Origin of the sequence: Roseibium sp. MMSF_3247, from assembly GCF_030733765.1 — a bacterium.
In the GTDB taxonomy this organism is placed as follows: Bacteria; Pseudomonadota; Alphaproteobacteria; order Rhizobiales; family Stappiaceae; genus Roseibium.
In genome coordinates this window covers 351,972-368,889 of record NZ_JASHII010000004.1, presented here as the reverse complement: position 1 = coordinate 368,889, position 16,918 = coordinate 351,972, and the positions used below count along the sequence as shown (strand labels likewise).

General features: G+C 54.9%; 13 protein-coding genes. 8 read left to right on the top strand and 5 right to left on the bottom strand.

Translation table 11 applies throughout. The annotated features are described in order from the left end of the window. Positions 1-8 precede the first annotated feature (8 nt). The 5 genes from icmH to RBB44_RS15585 all read right to left on the bottom strand — a co-directional run bounded on the left by icmH (position 9) and on the right by RBB44_RS15585 (position 7,378). Complete coding sequence (gene icmH, locus RBB44_RS15605) at positions 9-1,607, bottom strand: type IVB secretion system protein IcmH/DotU (RefSeq protein WP_306148616.1); 1,599 nt, start codon at positions 1,605-1,607, stop codon at positions 9-11. Further along, positions 1,607-2,941 carry a type VI secretion system baseplate subunit TssK gene (gene tssK, locus RBB44_RS15600; RefSeq protein WP_306148615.1) on the bottom strand — a complete coding sequence of 445 codons (1,335 nt, stop codon included), beginning with the start codon at positions 2,939-2,941 and terminating at the stop codon, positions 1,607-1,609. Before tssK ends, icmH begins: the two co-directional genes overlap by 1 nt. A gap of 61 nt (positions 2,942-3,002) precedes the next feature. Then, a complete protein-coding gene (tagH, locus tag RBB44_RS15595; RefSeq protein ID WP_306148614.1) occupies positions 3,003-4,757 on the bottom strand; it encodes a type VI secretion system-associated FHA domain protein TagH in 1,755 nt (584 codons plus the stop codon). A 6-nt stretch (positions 4,758-4,763) separates the two neighbouring features. Next, entirely contained in the window at positions 4,764-5,387 is a 624-nt protein-coding gene (locus RBB44_RS15590) for a hypothetical protein (RefSeq protein ID WP_306148613.1), read from the bottom strand. A 41-nt stretch (positions 5,388-5,428) separates the two neighbouring features. Further along, on the bottom strand, positions 5,429-7,378 hold the full coding sequence (locus RBB44_RS15585) for a type VI secretion system Vgr family protein (RefSeq protein ID WP_306148612.1): 1,950 nt from the start codon (positions 7,376-7,378) through the stop codon (positions 5,429-5,431). Positions 7,379-7,840: 462 nt separating this feature from the next. On the opposite strand from RBB44_RS15585, the gene RBB44_RS15580 reads away from it, so the two are divergent. The 8 genes from RBB44_RS15580 (at position 7,841) to tssG (ending at position 16,908) form a co-directional block, all read left to right on the top strand. Further along, a complete protein-coding gene (locus tag RBB44_RS15580) occupies positions 7,841-8,455 on the top strand; it encodes an OmpA family protein (RefSeq protein ID WP_306148611.1) in 615 nt (204 codons plus the stop codon). Positions 8,456-8,535: 80 nt separating this feature from the next. Continuing rightward, positions 8,536-9,828, top strand: coding sequence for an ImpA family type VI secretion system protein (locus RBB44_RS15575; RefSeq protein ID WP_306148610.1), 1,293 nt, complete (start codon positions 8,536-8,538; stop codon positions 9,826-9,828). 280 nt (positions 9,829-10,108) lie between these two features. Further along, positions 10,109-10,663: a type VI secretion system contractile sheath small subunit gene (gene tssB, locus RBB44_RS15570; RefSeq protein ID WP_306148609.1), complete on the top strand. Its 555-nt coding sequence runs from the start codon at positions 10,109-10,111 to the stop codon at positions 10,661-10,663. Beyond that, positions 10,664-12,181, top strand: a complete 1,518-nt coding sequence (tssC, locus tag RBB44_RS15565; protein ID WP_306148608.1) for a type VI secretion system contractile sheath large subunit — start codon at positions 10,664-10,666, stop codon at positions 12,179-12,181. Between the two features lie 206 nt (positions 12,182-12,387). Then, positions 12,388-12,873 carry a type VI secretion system tube protein Hcp gene (locus RBB44_RS15560; RefSeq protein WP_209175198.1) on the top strand — a complete coding sequence of 162 codons (486 nt, stop codon included), beginning with the start codon at positions 12,388-12,390 and terminating at the stop codon, positions 12,871-12,873. Between the two features lie 125 nt (positions 12,874-12,998). Continuing rightward, positions 12,999-13,550 carry a type VI secretion system baseplate subunit TssE gene (gene tssE, locus RBB44_RS15555; RefSeq protein WP_306148607.1) on the top strand — a complete coding sequence of 184 codons (552 nt, stop codon included), beginning with the start codon at positions 12,999-13,001 and terminating at the stop codon, positions 13,548-13,550. Beyond that, positions 13,547-15,544: a type VI secretion system baseplate subunit TssF gene (gene tssF / locus RBB44_RS15550; RefSeq protein WP_306148606.1), complete on the top strand. Its 1,998-nt coding sequence runs from the start codon at positions 13,547-13,549 to the stop codon at positions 15,542-15,544. Before tssE ends, tssF begins: the two co-directional genes overlap by 4 nt. Next, entirely contained in the window at positions 15,469-16,908 is a 1,440-nt protein-coding gene (tssG, locus tag RBB44_RS15545) for a type VI secretion system baseplate subunit TssG (protein WP_371932634.1), read from the top strand. Before tssF ends, tssG begins: the two co-directional genes overlap by 76 nt. The last annotated feature ends 10 nt before the right edge of the window (positions 16,909-16,918 follow it).

Here is a 16,918-nt window from a genome sequence, read left to right as displayed (position 1 = left end):
GGCTGCCTCTACTGCGGGTTCTCTGCACCGAGTTGAACTGCTGCGACCGGTCTGCCGGGCAACGGTCTCACATAAACATCGACCCTTCGGTTTTTTGCCTTCCCTTCGCGGCTGGTATTGGGCGCGATCGGTTCATCTGCCCCGCGCCCTTCGACAGTAATTCTTTCCGGAGCATCCAAGAGACCTTGCATGACAGCCGCTACGGATTTGGCGCGCTCCACCGATAAATGCCAGTTGCTGGGGAACCGCGGATTGTTGCGGATCGGATCGCTATCGGTGTGCCCTACAACTAATATATCCCCGCCTTCATCGTTCAGCGTTGTGCCGACCTGAACAACGAGGTCTTCAAATTCAGGTCGCAAAGAGGCTGCAGCAACATCGAACTGCGCCCGCATCCGCAAAAGCACAGCTGGCCCGGCTTGAGTAATTTCCAGTCCGTCGAGCCCTCCAAGCTGATCGTTTAGAACATCGATCAGGGCATCTTCTGGCGGCGGCGGTGGTGGTGGCGGTTTGGGCTGATAGCCCTCCCGCGCAAGTTCAACCGGACCGTTTGGAAACAGGGCAGCTTCCCTACTCGCCAGAACTTCGCTGCCACTGGACAAAAGCAGCAGCAAGGTGATGTAGGCGCCGAGGAGGATTGCTCCGGCAATCGCGGCGACGGACCAGATCGGAACTGAGAACCCAGTCTTCTTTTGCATCAACTCTAGACCACGCCAATGCGGAGACAAGTCATCGCCGGGCCGCGGCCGGATCCGCCGCAGGATCTCATGAAGATCTCTGCGCTCACGCTCAAGGCCCTGCTGTCCGCCCTGGATCGCCCGGTACTTACCGTAAAACCCGAGCGACAGGCACGAGTGCATCACCTCAAGAACACCGTAATTTCGGCCCGGATCCTGTTTTGCCTTTTCCAAAAGCTGGAAGAATTCCACCCCGCCGGTCGCTTGCCCGAAAAACTGGGTCAACATCGAATATTGCGTCCATTGATGGCGCCCGGCGGACGGAAGATTTTGCACGATGTCATCAGACGTTGCACACAAGGCATAGGCCGCTGACCGGATCTGATCATCGCTAATGCCGGAATTGCGCAGCTCTTTTTCAAAACTCTTGATGGCGTTGTAAACGTCGCGCATCAAGGCATCGAATTGGGCATCAGTCATCGTGAGATGAAGCCGGCCAAGCAACAAGAGCAGCGGCGCTGCAGCGCGGGAAATCGGATTGCGGTTGGCGACACGTATTTGGGACAAATCCGGTGTAGCCGCCAATTGCCCTTGAGGCTGTTGTGCCGCGCCCGTCTGCGGCGGGACCTCGCCGGTTTGCGGTGGACGATGCAGGTCTGGTGCGCTTTGCTGGCCATATTCGTAACCGGCAGGCGTCGGTGCGTAAGGGTCTTGCTGCCCGCTGTTGCTTTGCCAAGGATCAGACCTTGCCGGCTGCCCCGATGATGGAGGCACCTGCCCCGTCTGTGATGGTGGTGGCTGTCGCGGTGCCGCCTGACCGGGCGGTGGACCGTCAGTCGGGGTTTCGGTCCATCGGCCACCCGGATTTGGCCGGACAATGGTTTTTCCCTTCCTCTTCGAAACGCCAAAAGGATCGTCATCATCCGCCATCAGCGATCCTCCCGAATTGCATAGAACTCCAATTGAAGGTCAGGCCAATTGCCCGAAAACTGGAGCCCGATAGCAGAATCCTGACTGAACTCACGCCAAAGAGGTGTGGTCTTGTCGAGACGGAAATAAACACGATCCGTCAGCGCCCGGATTTGCGCGGGCGGAACCGGCATATGGAGAAGCGGAATGCCAGGCAGGTTCGAATACACAATCTGCCGCATCTGACTGAACGGCCCGACCTTAAAGAGCCGCGGGAACTCGATCTGAATTTCTGTGAGCGGGCGGCGGGCGGCGACTTCGATCACGAAACTTGCCTGAGCAAACAGGTTCCTGTCGACGATTGTCGACTTGAAGGCGTTTGGCGCAAGTTGTTCCAATGGCAGTCGGATCGCACGCCGGTCGTAACCGGCGGACAAAAAGGCCTGTATGTCAGCTAAAACTGGTTTGAAGACGTCGTGGAGCCTGTCGTGATCATAGACTGGATAATTCCTCGCGCGCCGTTCTTCCGTGGCAAACGTCGCAAGTTCTCCCGCGACCTGGAGCAGTTCACTGTAAAGACGTTCCGGATGGACATAAGCGGACTTGCGCAGATGCATCAGCATCGGGTGCATCCGGTTGAGCATCTGCAAGGTCAGATAGTCGAAATTCTGCAAACCACCGCCCGCGGACGTATCGGCTGCATAGCGGGCCAGTTCGCTCAGTTTGCGCTCGACCCAACCTATGACCGCATCAATCCAGCCGGTGACAACGGGATGAACATGACAAGCAAGAACCGGGGGCGCGAACGACCCGTCTGTTATAACAATCCGGTCCTTGATTTCGGTAATCCGCGCGACCGGCAGGCACACATGACCTGGATGCGGTGTGGAGCGGATCGAATACATTAGCCTTGGATGCGCAACATCGATCTCTTCCTCCTGCCGGAGTGCAGACGTTGAATCGATGATCGTTTCACGCCCCTGGATGTATCGGGTAGCTGCATCTTCCCGGCCGTTGGCAACTTCAACCGCATTGACTGTCGTCTCCGGAATACCAAGCCAGACGATCTGGCCGGCCGCGTCCTCCGGAACGTCAATTGCAGGCGGTGCTGTTCCGTCTGCTGGAAAATTGAAAACCGTACCGTCCGGAAAAATACCGCGCCCGTGGCGCAAGGCGAACCGGCATTGCTGTCCAACATCCTGATCGATTTCGACGTCTGCAAAACCCCAAGGATAAGGCGAAGCAAGGCGCACCCGTTCGTCAAGCAAATGCTCCGCGTAACGGTCGCTTTGCTGCAGGTGGTGCGGTCTCAAAAAAAGACCTTCTGTCCAAGCTACCTTGCTATACCACGACATTCAGGCACTGCTCCTTCAACAGGCGGCAAATCAACAAGCCGGCACCCCATCTTATCGACGGTTAAAAACTGGGATCCTCCCCGTCATCCGCACGGCTCAATTCCTCATAAGTTTCAGTAAAATACTGCGTGAACACTCCGACAAGCCCGTCATCATGGGTGCTGACAAGAGACGTCCAGCGCTCATCCAGTTTCTCCCATTGTTTGGCTTTCACGTTCCCGAACGTGGACTTTTGAACCAAACGTTCCGCCTCTATCGCTTTGGGTGAAAGGGTCTGTTCAAACCGCGCCGCAGCCTTTTGCATCGCGGAATAGGTCCACACATGATGTTTCTGAATGTCTTTGAATGCGTTCGCCATCGCCTCCTTGATCGGCAGATACCCATTCTCTTCGGCTTTTTCAGACAACATGGTTTGAAGCGCCACTTGCGGTGTCGGCGAAAACTTAAGAGCGTTGTTGCCGGTCCGGCTGATCATTGTCCTGTTGGCGTTCCGGGTCAAAGCCTTCACGTGGCTGCGCGCGGCCAACAGTCCCATCAGATCGCCTGTAACCCCTGCAAGGATGTCTCCCAGTTCACGGGCCAACACATCGGGGTCGCGTCTGTCAAGGGCTGAAATCGGTATGCCGGCCCCTTCGGCAAACGCTCGTAGAAAACTGTCACCCGCTTCGCCTGCACCTTCTTTTGGCGGCTCAACAACTGGATCGAGCCGAGGAGATTGACTTTCTTCGATTGGCGTTCTGTGCTCTTCGATCTCGGGAAACTCTGAGTGAGGAGGTTGAGACACACTGGATTGGTCAGCCTTGGGCTTCATCTCGGTGGACGCAAACGAAGACGCGCCAGTTTCGGGCGGCGAAGCCTCCGGAAACGGTGAGAGACTTTTTTCGCTCAAGCCACGCTTGGCATCAACAGCTTCCGGAAGCTCTGAAGACAAAACACGCTCTTGCACAGGTGCGGGCTCAGTCGATCCAAGATCTGGCATTCCGAACAAGAGCTCGGAGGGTCCATGCCCTCCTTCAGCCTCAGAAAAAGCAGGAGACGGAAGCCCTGGCTGGCTTGGGGCCGCTTCCATCTCACCAGCAAGAGCTGGATTTTCGGGCGATTTTCTTGGCTGCAGATCGGGCTGAGAGGCGAGATGATCAAGCGGATCAGCCTGTGCAGGCCTTGGCGGCTGTTGCACTGGAGTATCGGCTTGCGGTGAATAAAGCGCCGGATCGGCATTTCCCCATCCGTGACCCTGTTGGCTCCAGACATCATCTGCTGGTGTTCCAACACCTGGCGCATTCGACGGCGGAGCGTGCCGCCCCTCCATCCCAGTTTCTGGCGCGCCCCACGGGCTGGAGGGCTGCGGCATCGGATAAGACGGATCTGCCGACGAGGGCGGTGCGGGCCATGTGTCTCTTTGCGGGAATGGTTGTTGAGGGGCGACGGGGAAAGACGGAATTGGAGGCTGTGCCGGACCGTTCGCAGCATCTGGATGAACCGGGTGAGAAGGCACAACGGCCCCTTCAATGGCCACTGATATGATGTAGTCCCCGACCATAAACCGGTCGCCCGATCGCAGTATGTGGGGTTTATCCATCCGGTTCGGGCTCCCGTTCATGAACGTGCCATTTGTCGACATGTCATGAAGTACAAAACCATTGCCTTCGAACCGTACCTCACAGTGTTTTCCGGATATAACGCGCTGCGGATCAGGAAGGCTCCAGTCGAGGTGTTCGTGCCGGCCGATGTCGAAGCCCCGATCAGAACAGGTGTAAGAAACCTGTCCGCCGGTCTCCAACCGGTCAACGTTCTCGATTTGGAGCGTAATCTGCATCAGCGCTTACCCTCCCCCATCCACTGTACCAAGCACCTCGGCTCCTGACGTATCGCCAAGCCGAACAGGTGGCATGCTGTCGCCTCGTGCGAACATAAGGCCCGCATCAAGACACGTGTCGATCGCTGTTTTCCGTTCTGTCGGGCCGACTTGTCCAACCGCTATCAAAACAGCGGTGTGGACTGCCTTGGCCGTCAAATCATCCGGAGTTTCGACACGATAATCAGGATTGGGCGACAAGGAGCCGCTTGACCAAACAACGGCCAGCCCGACCCATACCGGCGCCGTGTCCGGCTTCATAGGGTCGGTGACTTTTTGGACTGCCTCCCTGCTCTCTTCATCCCCATCACGGACCCAGGCTTCGGCCAGGCGCATTACATTTGTTTCGACACTCGACAGATTTACCTGCAGGCCCACAACACATTGATGTGCCCACCAAACGGATTCACGCTTTGGCAAGACGTGAGCGAAGAAGGCAAGCGCCGCAAAGGCCGGATCCTGTTTTCTGAGATCAGCAAGGTAGGTTTCAGGCTCCATTTCACCTTGCGGTTCTGGAACCAGATCGACAAGGTCCGGATAGGTTTCGAACACCTGACTCGCTTTGGTAAACCTGATCCTGGATGTCGACATTTTGCTTCTCCCAGCCTTGAATTTCAGCCGTAATAGCCAACTCAGTTCATCAAAAGAACGCCGCCCTTCAGTCGCAGTAGAGCGGTTCCTTCCACGTTCGTCAGTGTGCCTTTGGCATTCAGAAGACCGGACGCCTTGATGTCGATAACCGGCGATTCAATCGAGATCGATGCGGGTGTCATCAGGATCTTGCTGGCCCCAACGACAAACTCGATTTTGGCCCCGGATTGAACGGTCCAATCCACCCCAATCGTCTCGTCACGAATCATGCCGACCTGGGTTTCCCGTTTCATGCCGATCACGCGCTTTTCGTTCATGCCGATGGTTGTTTCCCGGTTTTGGCCGACCATTAGCTTCTCGTTCACGCCGATTGTTGTTTCCCGGTGCTGCCCGATCTCAAGCGTTTCATCAACGCCGATCGTGGAACTGCGGCAATTTTTGACCTCCCGCGTCTCGTTGTTCTCAACGACGGTATCCAGATCCTTCTCCGCATGAACACCCACCAGTTCCTGGCCCTTGGTGTCGTCAAACACGAACTCGTTGTACCCACCGCCTCCGAGCGTGGAGTCCGATTTCACACCGGCTTTGTTCTTTTCCCCTGGCAAGGAATATGGGGGCATGTTTTCGGCATTATACACCGTTCCGACCACTATCGGCTGATCCGGATCTCCTTCGAGGAACTGAACGATGACTTCCATATCCACGCGGGGGATCACGATACCGCCCCAACCTTGTCCTGACCAGATCTGGGCCACCCGCACCCTGCGGGATTGCGTCTTGTCGCGGTCCCAGTGAAACTCGACCATGATCTGACCGTATTCGTCGACATCGATTTCGCCTTGCCCAACCACTTTGGCCGTTTGTGGCCCCGGGATCTGGGGTTTGGGCGTCCTCGCCGGCGTCCGGAACGGGATCTCCGCCGGGAGTACGTCATAAGTGCCGGTGTAAGCTTCTCCTTGCAGCCCGCCGCTACCACCTGTCCGGTACTGCTCAGTTATGATCTGGTGCGCCGCCCTGACAATCAGGTATTCCCGGTTCTGAGGGCCGTGCGGATGATCCTTGAGTGTGAACAACCCTCCTGCGAAGAGACGCGGTACTTCCCCTGCCGTTTTCACGCGTTTGTCAGCAGCTTGCTCAGCCTCCAGCCGGATCTTGCTGAAATTTGTTCCCCGGTCCTTCTCCGTATATCGGCCAGGATAATCATAGTGCTCCAGACTTCCCGAACGATAAGACGCGCCGGCTTCCCGGTCTGCCTCAAGCGATGCGCTGGGTTTTTCAAAATCGTAGTCGTTGACCGCGAATTTGCCGGTCCGGAATTTGCGCTTCGGAACCCAATGATACAGATGCTCTTCGTCACGCTGGCTATCTCCGCCGAGCGGAATGAACGGAATAGCCGGATCGCCTTCAATGGACGTGTAGGATGACTTTGCGTCGGCCAGAATCATGGTGTGCTTGCCGTCCTTGTGTTCAAAGAAGTAGGAGATCCCTTCCTCCTCCATCAGGCGGCAGCAAAAGTCGTGGTCGGACTCCCGGTATTGGACACAATAGTGGATCGGCTCATAGCTCTCGGTGAGCGTTTTCCGGTGGTCCGCGAAGTCGTGTTCGCCCAAAACTTCCGAAATGATTTCAGGTACCGATTTATCCTTGAAGATCCTGCAATTTGCGTTCTTTGTCAGCAGCCAGAACCACGGACGTAACGTCAATCTGTAGACATAGTAGCTATCTCGGTGACCAAGCCATCGCGCATCCGTGAGCAAACCATCGAAATAACGCGTGTCTCCATTATTGGTTGTCACCTTCACCGTCATGTGAGTCGCAATAGCCTGGTCAAAATCCAGATCTTCACGCTGACTGACCACTTCGAGAGAGATTTCAAAGTCGTGGCTGATGCCCTCGTCAGCTTCGATTTTGACAAGTGAAATTTCATCCTTGCCGAAGACCGACGTCAATTCCGCCATCCGCTGCGATTGCTTGAGTTGACCTAGAACCACATCTCTCTCCCAGCAACTTTCGGCGCAACCTGAGCGCCTGGTGATAGAATGCCTTTTCCTTTCTAGGCGTTTTCTGGCACCGCAGCTGTGTTCAACAACACAGTTCGTTGAAATAAATATTTTTGCCGCCTAAACTAATTAAGGCCATTGCCAAAATTACCGAACATTCAGAGGGCGATGATGTTGAGTATGATAAAACACTATCCATCTCGTCACCTACGTAACATATTGAATGTCCTCTTGCTTCTTCACCTCCTTTTAAGACATAATGACATCAAACAGCACTTTAGTGACTTACGCCACAATATTTTTTCCAGAATTCGACAGACTGTAATCAGCCACCCAGGACGGTGACTTGGACGCAAGTCGAACAGGGAGATTTGAACAATGGTATTGTCTCAGGACCGAGAAGCCGCAACGCACCGGAGTTACTCAGGCAGAACTCCTCGACGAAGCAAGGTATTGTTTGCGACCGCACTTGTGATGGCGCTCGGAGCAGCGCCAGAAGCAATTGCGCAAGACGCCACTTACTCCGCCAACGACGTCAAGCAGCACTTCAAGGAGCTCAAGACCCGCTCACTAAAGCCGGCTGGTAAAACCCGCGCCCTCTGCATCGGCACTCGGGATGAATGCAACGCCAAGGAAGTGGCCGAAACAGGCGGTCAAATCGCCGTCACGCAGGAAAACGACGGCGCCCAGACCGGTGCCTTGACTGCAGATCCGGAAACAAAAGCCATAGGCGAAGGTTTCAATCTGCTGGTCTCCTTCGAGTACGCATCGGCACGGCTGAGTCCCACTGCAAAGGCAAACCTTCGGGAGTTCGCTAAGGGCATCTCTGATCCAGACCTTGAAAGCGCTGCGTTCGTTATCGAAGGACATACGGACGGGATTGGCTCTGCATCCTACAATCAAAGACTGTCAGAAGATCGTGCCAGCGCGGTCACGGAATTTCTCGTTTCTGTCGGTGTCGCACGAGACAGACTCAAGACCGTTGGGTACGGAAAGACACGACCGAAAGTCGCCGACATCAACGACCCCGCAAACAGGCGCGTAGAAAGCAAACTGGTTCTGGAGTGACCTAAAGACAGCGGCCGACACCTGCAATGCAGTCCACATGACGGCCACATAGAGAACACCCAAGACCAACGAGGGGCGCAATGGATCTTGACCCGAACACATATGGAACGGAGATCGCACCGGGCGTTGGGTGCGGTCCCGACCTGTTCGACACGGACCCAGCATTTGCAGCCCTCATGGATTTTTGTGAGGAAAAACTCCCGGAACGTTATAGCGATTTTGATCGGACGGAATTCGACTTCCCGGACCTTTTCGACAAGATGGACGGTTTTTTGAAGCAATCCCGGGATGTACGCTTATTGGCGTATCTCGCGCGGTTTAGCCTTCTAAGCGGCAATCTACATCAGTTTACAAACGCCATACGAATTACTCTCAAGCTTCTTGAAAACCATTGGAGCGACGTTCAACCGGAAGACGCCGACTTCGATCATATGGAGCGCATAGGGGCGCTTGAGGGCCTAAACAGCAGACCGACAGTATTCCTTCCTCTGGAGGCAGCCCCTCTTCTAAAAACAAGACGCAGCGGCCCGATAAGTTTCAGATCACTCCAAATCGCTGCCGGCAACGTGACACCGCGCGCCGAAGAGCAGACAGTTTCCCTTGGCGCTATCGAAGCAGCTCTCACATCTGGCGAACTCGACCAGGATTTAATCGACCAAGTTCTCGAAGACCTTGCGGAATTGCCTGCACTCTTCGAGGCAATCTCGGCGACATGTGCTAGCAAGCTGGAAGAGACCGGCAAACAAGCAGCACCACCCGACTTCGAAAATCTCTGCGGTTTGCTTCGCGAGATCTCCACCGAACTCAACTTGCGTCTCGGTCGGATTGACACCTCTTTGAACGCTGAAGAGCAAGGTACCGACCTCGAACAAACTTCCGAAGATGAACCGGAAACAGAGCCGGCAACCGGACCTGCACCGGACCTGGCAAATGCAGCCCAAGCGAAACTTCTCCTGCAGAAAGTGGAAGCCTATTTCGCCTCCCGCGAACCATCACATCCGGCATTGTTTCTTGTACGCGAGGCACACGGACTTGTGGGCCGGACATATCTGGATGCGCTCAAAATACTGATGCCGCGCCGTTTCGACGACGTCAGCCTCATTCTTGGGACCAGCGGACTGCAGCTGTCCAACGACCGGCTCCGAGATCTCAATGACGGCGGCACCGGCGATCTGGGAGATACGGACGGTTATGAACCACCCATTGTTTCAAATCGGAATGAAGCCATGAAGGCGATTGGCGCTGTAAAAACGTACTTCTCATCCAACGAACCAACCAGCCCGATCCCAATGCTTCTGGAGGAAGCTCAGAACATGAGCTCAGGATCATTTACCGGTCTGCTTGGTCTCTTCCTCAGGCCTGAGGAGGACTAATACTTTCTCCAGCTAAATATGTCTGCATACCTGACGTAACTGCTTATCATCATGATCTTGACATTACGGAAGAACCGGGCCTCAATATTTCCAGATACTCCGAAAAACACACCAACCTGTGACAACAATCACTTCGAACAGGATGAATTCCAAATATATAAAACAACATAAGATTAAGCGCAGAGAGAAATCGAAAGTATAAAAACGTAGTTTAACTGCGCTTGTATTTGACTGTCTTTGACCGGCGAAGGCGCCGAACGAGAAACGAAAGGCAACTACAATGGCATCGAAAAGCGGGCAAAGCTTTATCAAGCGCAATAGACCTCCTCGGGTCCATATTTTCTACGAAGATCCGTTTGACGCGGAGCAAAAGGTAGAACTCCCGTTTGTCATGGGGATTATGGCTGACCTGTCCGGAGACAGTCCGGGCGTTGAGAAACCCGACATCAGCGACCGTAAGCTTGCTGACATCGACATGGACAATTTCAACTCCCGCATGAAGGCCATTCAGCCCGGAACATCCTTTACGGTGAAGGACCGCCTGTCCGGCGAAGAAGGCAGCAAGATGAGTGTCCAGCTTCGATTTGAGAATATGGACGATTTCAGTCCTGGCCGCGTCGCGGAACAGGTTCCAGCCCTGAACAAACTGCTCGAAGCACGCCGCAGTCTAGCGGCTCTCCGGACCATGATGGATGGCCGCGTCAAGGCGATTAGCCAGCTGGAAGAACTGACAAAAGATCCGGCATTGATGGCGGCTTTGGCCAAACAGATCGAAGCGGAAAAATCTCAAGCAACTGATACCGCTGATGACGGCAGTGAAGACAAGGAGGCGTAAATGAGCAATCCGGATACCAACGCCCAGGAAGCTGCCACGACTGGAGTAGTTGCAGAAAAAAGCCCCGAGGAATTTGCCTCGATCCTGAAGCAAAACTTCCGCATCAATGATAAGGCAGACACCGCGAACAAGCTGGTCGACAACGCAATGTCGACGTTTCTCAAAGAAGCCATGGCGGACCAGACACTCATCAAAGATGATGTCTACGACACCATCGACGAGATGATCGCCAAGCTCGACAGCGCTCTGACAGATCAGGTGAATGAGATAATTCATGCGCCAGAATACCAGAAACTTGAGAGCGCCTGGCGCGGCCTCGATTATCTGGTGCATCAATCCGAAACTGATGCAACGCTAAAGCTCCACTTTCTCAACATCTCGAAAAGCGAGCTGGCGGGCGTATTCAAGAGTTACCGTGGAGCCAAATGGGACCAAAGCCCGCTTTTCAAACAGATTTATGAAGCGGAGTTCGGTCAGCTCGGCGGTCAACCTTACGGGTGCCTTGTCGGAGACTACGATTTTTCCTACGAACCCCAAGACATCACCATCTTACGCGGGATGGCAAAGATCGCCTCAGCGGCGCATGCCCCCTTCCTTGCTGCAGCCGATCCGAAGCTGATGCAGATGGAAAGCTGGACTGAACTGCCGGCGAAACGTGATTTGTCCAAGGTGTTCGACACAGAGATTCACGCCCAATGGCGAACACTGCGGGAGTCAGAAGATGCCCGCTATCTCGGGCTCAGCCTGCCGCGTGTTCTTGCACGCCAGCCTTACGGGGCAAAGTCCGACCCGGTTGAAGAATTCGCCTTCGAGGAAGAGTTCAATGAAGACAGTCACGACAATTACGGCTGGATGAATTCCGCCTATGCCATGGCTGCCAACATCAACCGAGCCTACAAGGAATATGGCTGGACCGTCCGGATCCGTGGCGTCGAAAGCGGCGGATTGGTTGAAGAACTGCCCACTCATGTTTTCGAAACGGATGACGGCGGCGTGGACCAGAAGTGCCCAGCGGAAGTCGCGATCTCCGACCGCAGGGAGCATGAGATTTCCCGCCTCGGTCTGATCCCGCTGATCCATCGCAAGAACACCGATCAGGCAGCGTTCCTTGGTGCGCAATCGGTCTTCAAACCACGCCAGTTCTCGGGACCGGATGGCAAGGATGCAACCGCATCAGACAATCTGTCCGCGCGCCTGCCCTACATGTTCGCGACCACCCGCTTTGCTCATTACTTGAAAGTCATGGTGCGCAACAAGATCGGGTCAACCAAAGAAGCTGCTCAGTTGCAGCGCTGGCTGAACGACTGGATCATGGACTACGTCGATGGCGATCCGGACAATTCGACCGAAGAAACCAAGGCCCGCAAACCCTTGCGCGAAGCTAAGGTGACGATCATCGATGACGAAGAAAACCCGGGCTACTACCGCGCACAGTTCTTCCTTCGGCCGCACTATCAGCTTGAAGGCATGGACATCGGCATGAGCCTGGCGTCGCGCATACCGCAGGACGCAAGCTGACGTAAACTGCTTGGCGGAAGCAGCGCTTGCGCCATACGGGCATCCGGCAAATGGATGCGCGCCCGGAAATCCGGGGTGGAGGGAATAACAGGCCGCACATGCGCCTTGGGGCCGGACCCACGGGTCCGGAATAGTTGTCAGGAAGTGAAACGGACGCAACGCCGGACTTAATGGCCGGCGGTCAACACCCAAGAGGACTTAAGAAAATGGCTGTCGATTTTTTTCTAGAGCTTGATGGAATTAACGGTGAAGCACAGGACAAAACCCATAAGGACAAGATTGACGTCTTGGCCTGGTCGTGGGGCGCATCCCAATCCGGGACCACTCACATGGGTGGTGGATCTGGATCCGGGAAAGCTAGCTTCCAGGATCTTGCCATAACCAAGTTTGTCGACAAGGCGACACCTGTGCTGCTTCAGCATGTTTCGACCGGCAAGCACATCAACAAAGGCACGCTCTTTGTTCGCAAGGCGGCCGGCGACAACCCGCTTGAGTACATCAAGATTGAAATGAAGGACATCATCGTAACCAGCGTTCAGTCAGGTGGAGCTGGCTCCGAGGATCGGATAACCGAGAACATCACGCTGAACTTTGGTGAGTACAAATACATCTACACTGTTCAGAACGCTGATGGTTCAAAGGGTGCTGCACCGGAATTTGCCTGGGACATTGCAGCCAACGAAAAGAAATAACTCTGAACTCCAATCCAGCTGCCGGCCACACTCCGGCAGCTGATCAGTTTTTGCACTGTTGCAGATCACCTTTACGTCCAGGAATTTCCAATTTGTTGCCGGCATCACCGGCGTGGGGCGAGTGAATGGCAAAACCAAATCCAAAAATGCACTCGCCACTTATGTGGGCGTTCCGAGCTCTCGATGATCCGGACTTCAAGGCAGCGGAAGCACGCCGAAAAGAGGAAAACGCTGATCAGCAACTGAAGACTGGGCGTCGGCTGAAGCGAGCATACGGGATATCAGAACATGCACTGATCTCCGAAGTGCGGCGAGATCTGCAAGCGCTCCTGAACACAGTTCAGCTGGGGTCTACTCAAGACCTGTCCGATTTTCCTGAAGTCGAAAACTCCATCTTGAATTACGGACTGCCCGATCTGTCGGTGCACATCGTAGACACTATCCGGATCGAACAACTTGCGATCGACATCCGCAAGGCTCTCGTTCGTTTTGAGCCCCGCATGGATCCCCGCACCTTGGTTGTGGAGCGTGATCGTGAGTTCGAAAAAGACAATCTGAAGGTCCGGTTTCTAATAAAAGCGGAAATCCGATGCGACCCGGTACGATTCGGCAGTGAATTCATCGCCGATATCGACCCCGCTTTTGGCCGAATAAAGATCATCGGGGCCGCTGCATGAACCGTGAATTTCTCGACCTCTATAACCAGGAACTGACATATCTTCGCGAACAAGGCGCGGCATTCGCAGAAGCCTACCCGGCTGTCGCACAACGGTTGGGCGATCTTCTAGAAGACCGCTCAGATCCGATGCTGTCTGGCTTGCTGGAAGGCACAGCCTTTCTTGCAGCTCGCGTCCAGCTGAAAATGAAGCACGAGTTTTCCGAGTTCACATCAAACTTCTTTGAACAGCTCTATCCGTCTGCCTTAGCTCCAATACCGTCAATGGTCCTGGCCAGGATCACCCCGAAATATGGCGATGCCAACCTTCGCTCTGGCATCACGATCGACAGACACGCCATGATCGAAGCCGTTTTCCGCGAGCGTCAGGGTGAAGTAAGGTGCCGTTTTACCTTCACTGCGCCCGTAACGCTAACACCTCTGGAATTGAGCGGAGCCCGGTACTTGAGTTCCACGGCGCAGATTTCCGGGCTCGGCGCGGAGATGGCAGAAGACCGGCGTGCCCGCGCGGGTTTGGCATTAACATTTACCCACAGGATGGCCGAAGACCTTGAGAATGAGGTCGATCCTGAAGAGGCAGAGAAAAAACCGGAATACCAGGTCGGCGGCTGCCGGATAAACACGTTGCCGATCAGGTTGAATGGCGCGATTGACCTCGCCGCAAAGATCTACGAACAGATCTTTGGGCATACAATAGCGCTCTATATCCGGACTGAAGACTCTTTTGGGCAAGTGACGCTCCAACGCTTGCCTCTGAATTGCATTGAACAACTCGGCTTCGATGAAGAGGACGCCCTCCTTCGCAACAGCAAACGGCTTTTCACAGGCTTTGACTACCTGCGCGATTATTTTAATTTCCCGCGCAGCTTTTTGGGTCTGCGGCTCACTGGCCTGAGGCGTTATTTTGATCGGATCCAAGCAAAATCCTTTGATCTTGTCTTTGTCTTTGATGAAGCTGAAACTCGGCTTCCGGCACATGTTGAACCTGAAGTTTTCGCGCTTCACGCAGCCCCTGCCGTCAATCTTTTCGAGCGCCAGACTGACCGGATTCCAATCAAAAAGGGTCAGCACGAGTTTCCCATAATTGCCGATCGGACTCGGCCGCTGGACTATGAAGTTCATTCGGTCACGGAAGTGAATGCGCACTTTGCCGGAGGTGAAAAGCGCGCGGTTGAACCGCTTTACAGCGTTGCACCTGATGCTGAAAAAGCAGGTCACGACTGGTTTTACACAATCCGCCGTATGCCGAGGCGGCAGTCTTCGTCAGAAGTGCGCCGACGCCAACCAAGCGCCTATACCGGCACGGAAACATACATTTCACTGTCCAGCGGCGCGCATGCTGCAGCGCTGCTTGAGAGCGGAGAAAAAACACTTTCCGAGCTGTCGGTAAAGGTTATCGCCTCAAACAGGGCCCTGGCAGCAGACCTTCCTGTTGGGACAAATCCGGACACATCCCAACTGGGCGATTTCCGGATCCTGGATGATATCGGTTTGAAGGTTGACTGCATTGCAGGACCGACCGCGCCGCGGCCACCGCTTCTTTCCTATGATGAGCGCCTTGGGGAAGAGGGCCATGTCGGCGCAATTGTCTGGCGCCTTATCAACATCATGACCTTGAACCATTCCGGCCTGATCCATGATGCTGCCGGAAAAGATGGCCGGTCTTTCCGAGACATTCTGAGTGTGTTTGCCCCCTTGTCAGACAGCGCTGCCGATCGGCAAGCGCAGTCTGTCTTGGCAGTATCAACTAGGCCCGTGGTCCGCAGGCTCCAACAAAAAAGCGGCACGGGCGTTGCCCGCGGGTTGGAGATCACGCTCACGCTGGACGACAAGGCCTTTGAAGGCGCGAGTGCGTTTTTGCTCGGCGCCGTTCTCGATCGGTTCATTGCTGAATACGCGTCAATCAATCATTTCACCCAGTGCGTTATCGCGACAACCGAACGCGGCACCATTATGAAGTGGCCGCCTCGTATTGGCGCAAAGGGGGTTTTGTGACCGATACCGACGACAAATCCCGGTCAAACACCGACAAAACAGTGATACGCCCTGCGGGTTTCTCCTCGCACGACACGGAACACCTGAATACACCGGAGGAAACGGCTGCACCGGCAGAAAAACAGTTAGGGGATGACAGTCACTCGGTTATATCGCCCGCGGTAGAACGCTCCGAGCGCAATGAAACCGAAAGCGATGATAAGGCTGACGCCGATCAGAAACCGGAGATAGCAGTTCAACATCAGTTTGCGTCTCTCCTGAGCAGCCTAGAAGAAAGGTTGGAAAAACATCCCGGCGGTCACGATATTTTTGCTGTTCTACGGATGCTGGAGGGACAAACGGCGCCAAACGAAACCGGTGGGCGGAAATCTTCAAATGCCGGGCCACAAGCGCCGCCCAGGATTGGGAAGAGCAGACGGTTAGGAGAAGACATTGTTCGCTTCGGTCAGGATCCATCAAGCGAATTTTCTCCCTCAACAATTGAGCGGGTTCAGCGGGACTTTCGAGGTGATCTGGTCCTGATAGAACGGTTCTTGGGGCTGCTCGGCCCCCACGGCGCCCTTCCGGCTCCTATGACAGACGAAGCCATCATGCGTGGACTTCGGGGCGACGACAGTCTCCCGCGGTTTCTTGATGTCTTTAACAGCCGTTTCATTCAGCTTTTCTTCCGGGCATGGGCGGATGCGCGCCCTATCGTCCAACATGACCGGCCTGACGATGACCGGTTTCTCTCTTATCTGGGCTCAACGATTGGTATCGGCACACCTCTCTACCGCGACCAAGATACCATCGATGACCGACTGAAGCTCCATTATGCGGGCCTGATGTCACCAGCCAACAAGAGTGCCTCACGTCTAAAGGCCCTGGTCTCGGGAACTTTCGGGGTCCGGGTGGAAATTGAGCAATGCGTTGGAACCTGGCTCCATCTCGATACGGATGACCAGTTGAGCCTTGGCGGCTTTGGCCCAGGCGGCGCCGGAAGTCTCGGGCGCGATACAATCGTTGGCGCTAAAGTCTTCAGCGTGAGCGACAAGATTCGCATCCGCATATACACAGAAGACCTTGATCAGTATCGCAAGTTTCTACCACCCACCCGGGCCAAACCCAATCCGTGGACAGAAAAACTGTTCGACCTGATAGACTTCTATCTCGGCCTCGAACTCGAATATGAAATCGAGCTTGCCCTGCCCAAACGCTGCGCCTCCGCCATCCGCATGGACAAATCGGGATCCGCAACCCTCGGCCATATCGGCTGGCTAAAGCAAGAAACAACAGCGCCACCCGATGATGGGCAAGAAAGCGAAGAGCTGTTGACCGACACGCGTTTCCGCCCGGTCCGCCGCCATACAGCAATCTATCAGTAGGACCTCCACT

Excerpts from the sequence above, each read along its gene's own strand:
- icmH (WP_306148616.1), bottom strand. The coding sequence starts at position 1,607 with ATGGCGGATGATGACGATCCTTTTGGCGTTTCGAAGAGGAAGGGAAAA.
- tssK (WP_306148615.1), bottom strand. The coding sequence starts at position 2,941 with ATGTCGTGGTATAGCAAGGTAGCTTGGACAGAAGGTCTTTTTTTGAGA.
- tagH (WP_306148614.1), bottom strand. The coding sequence starts at position 4,757 with ATGCAGATTACGCTCCAAATCGAGAACGTTGACCGGTTGGAGACCGGC.
- RBB44_RS15590 (WP_306148613.1), bottom strand. The coding sequence starts at position 5,387 with ATGTCGACATCCAGGATCAGGTTTACCAAAGCGAGTCAGGTGTTCGAA.
- RBB44_RS15575 (WP_306148610.1), top strand. The coding sequence starts at position 8,536 with ATGGATCTTGACCCGAACACATATGGAACGGAGATCGCACCGGGCGTT.
- tssB (WP_306148609.1), top strand. The coding sequence starts at position 10,109 with ATGGCATCGAAAAGCGGGCAAAGCTTTATCAAGCGCAATAGACCTCCT.
- tssC (WP_306148608.1), top strand. The coding sequence starts at position 10,664 with ATGAGCAATCCGGATACCAACGCCCAGGAAGCTGCCACGACTGGAGTA.
- RBB44_RS15560 (WP_209175198.1), top strand. The coding sequence starts at position 12,388 with ATGGCTGTCGATTTTTTTCTAGAGCTTGATGGAATTAACGGTGAAGCA.
- tssE (WP_306148607.1), top strand. The coding sequence starts at position 12,999 with ATGGCAAAACCAAATCCAAAAATGCACTCGCCACTTATGTGGGCGTTC.
- tssF (WP_306148606.1), top strand. The coding sequence starts at position 13,547 with ATGAACCGTGAATTTCTCGACCTCTATAACCAGGAACTGACATATCTT.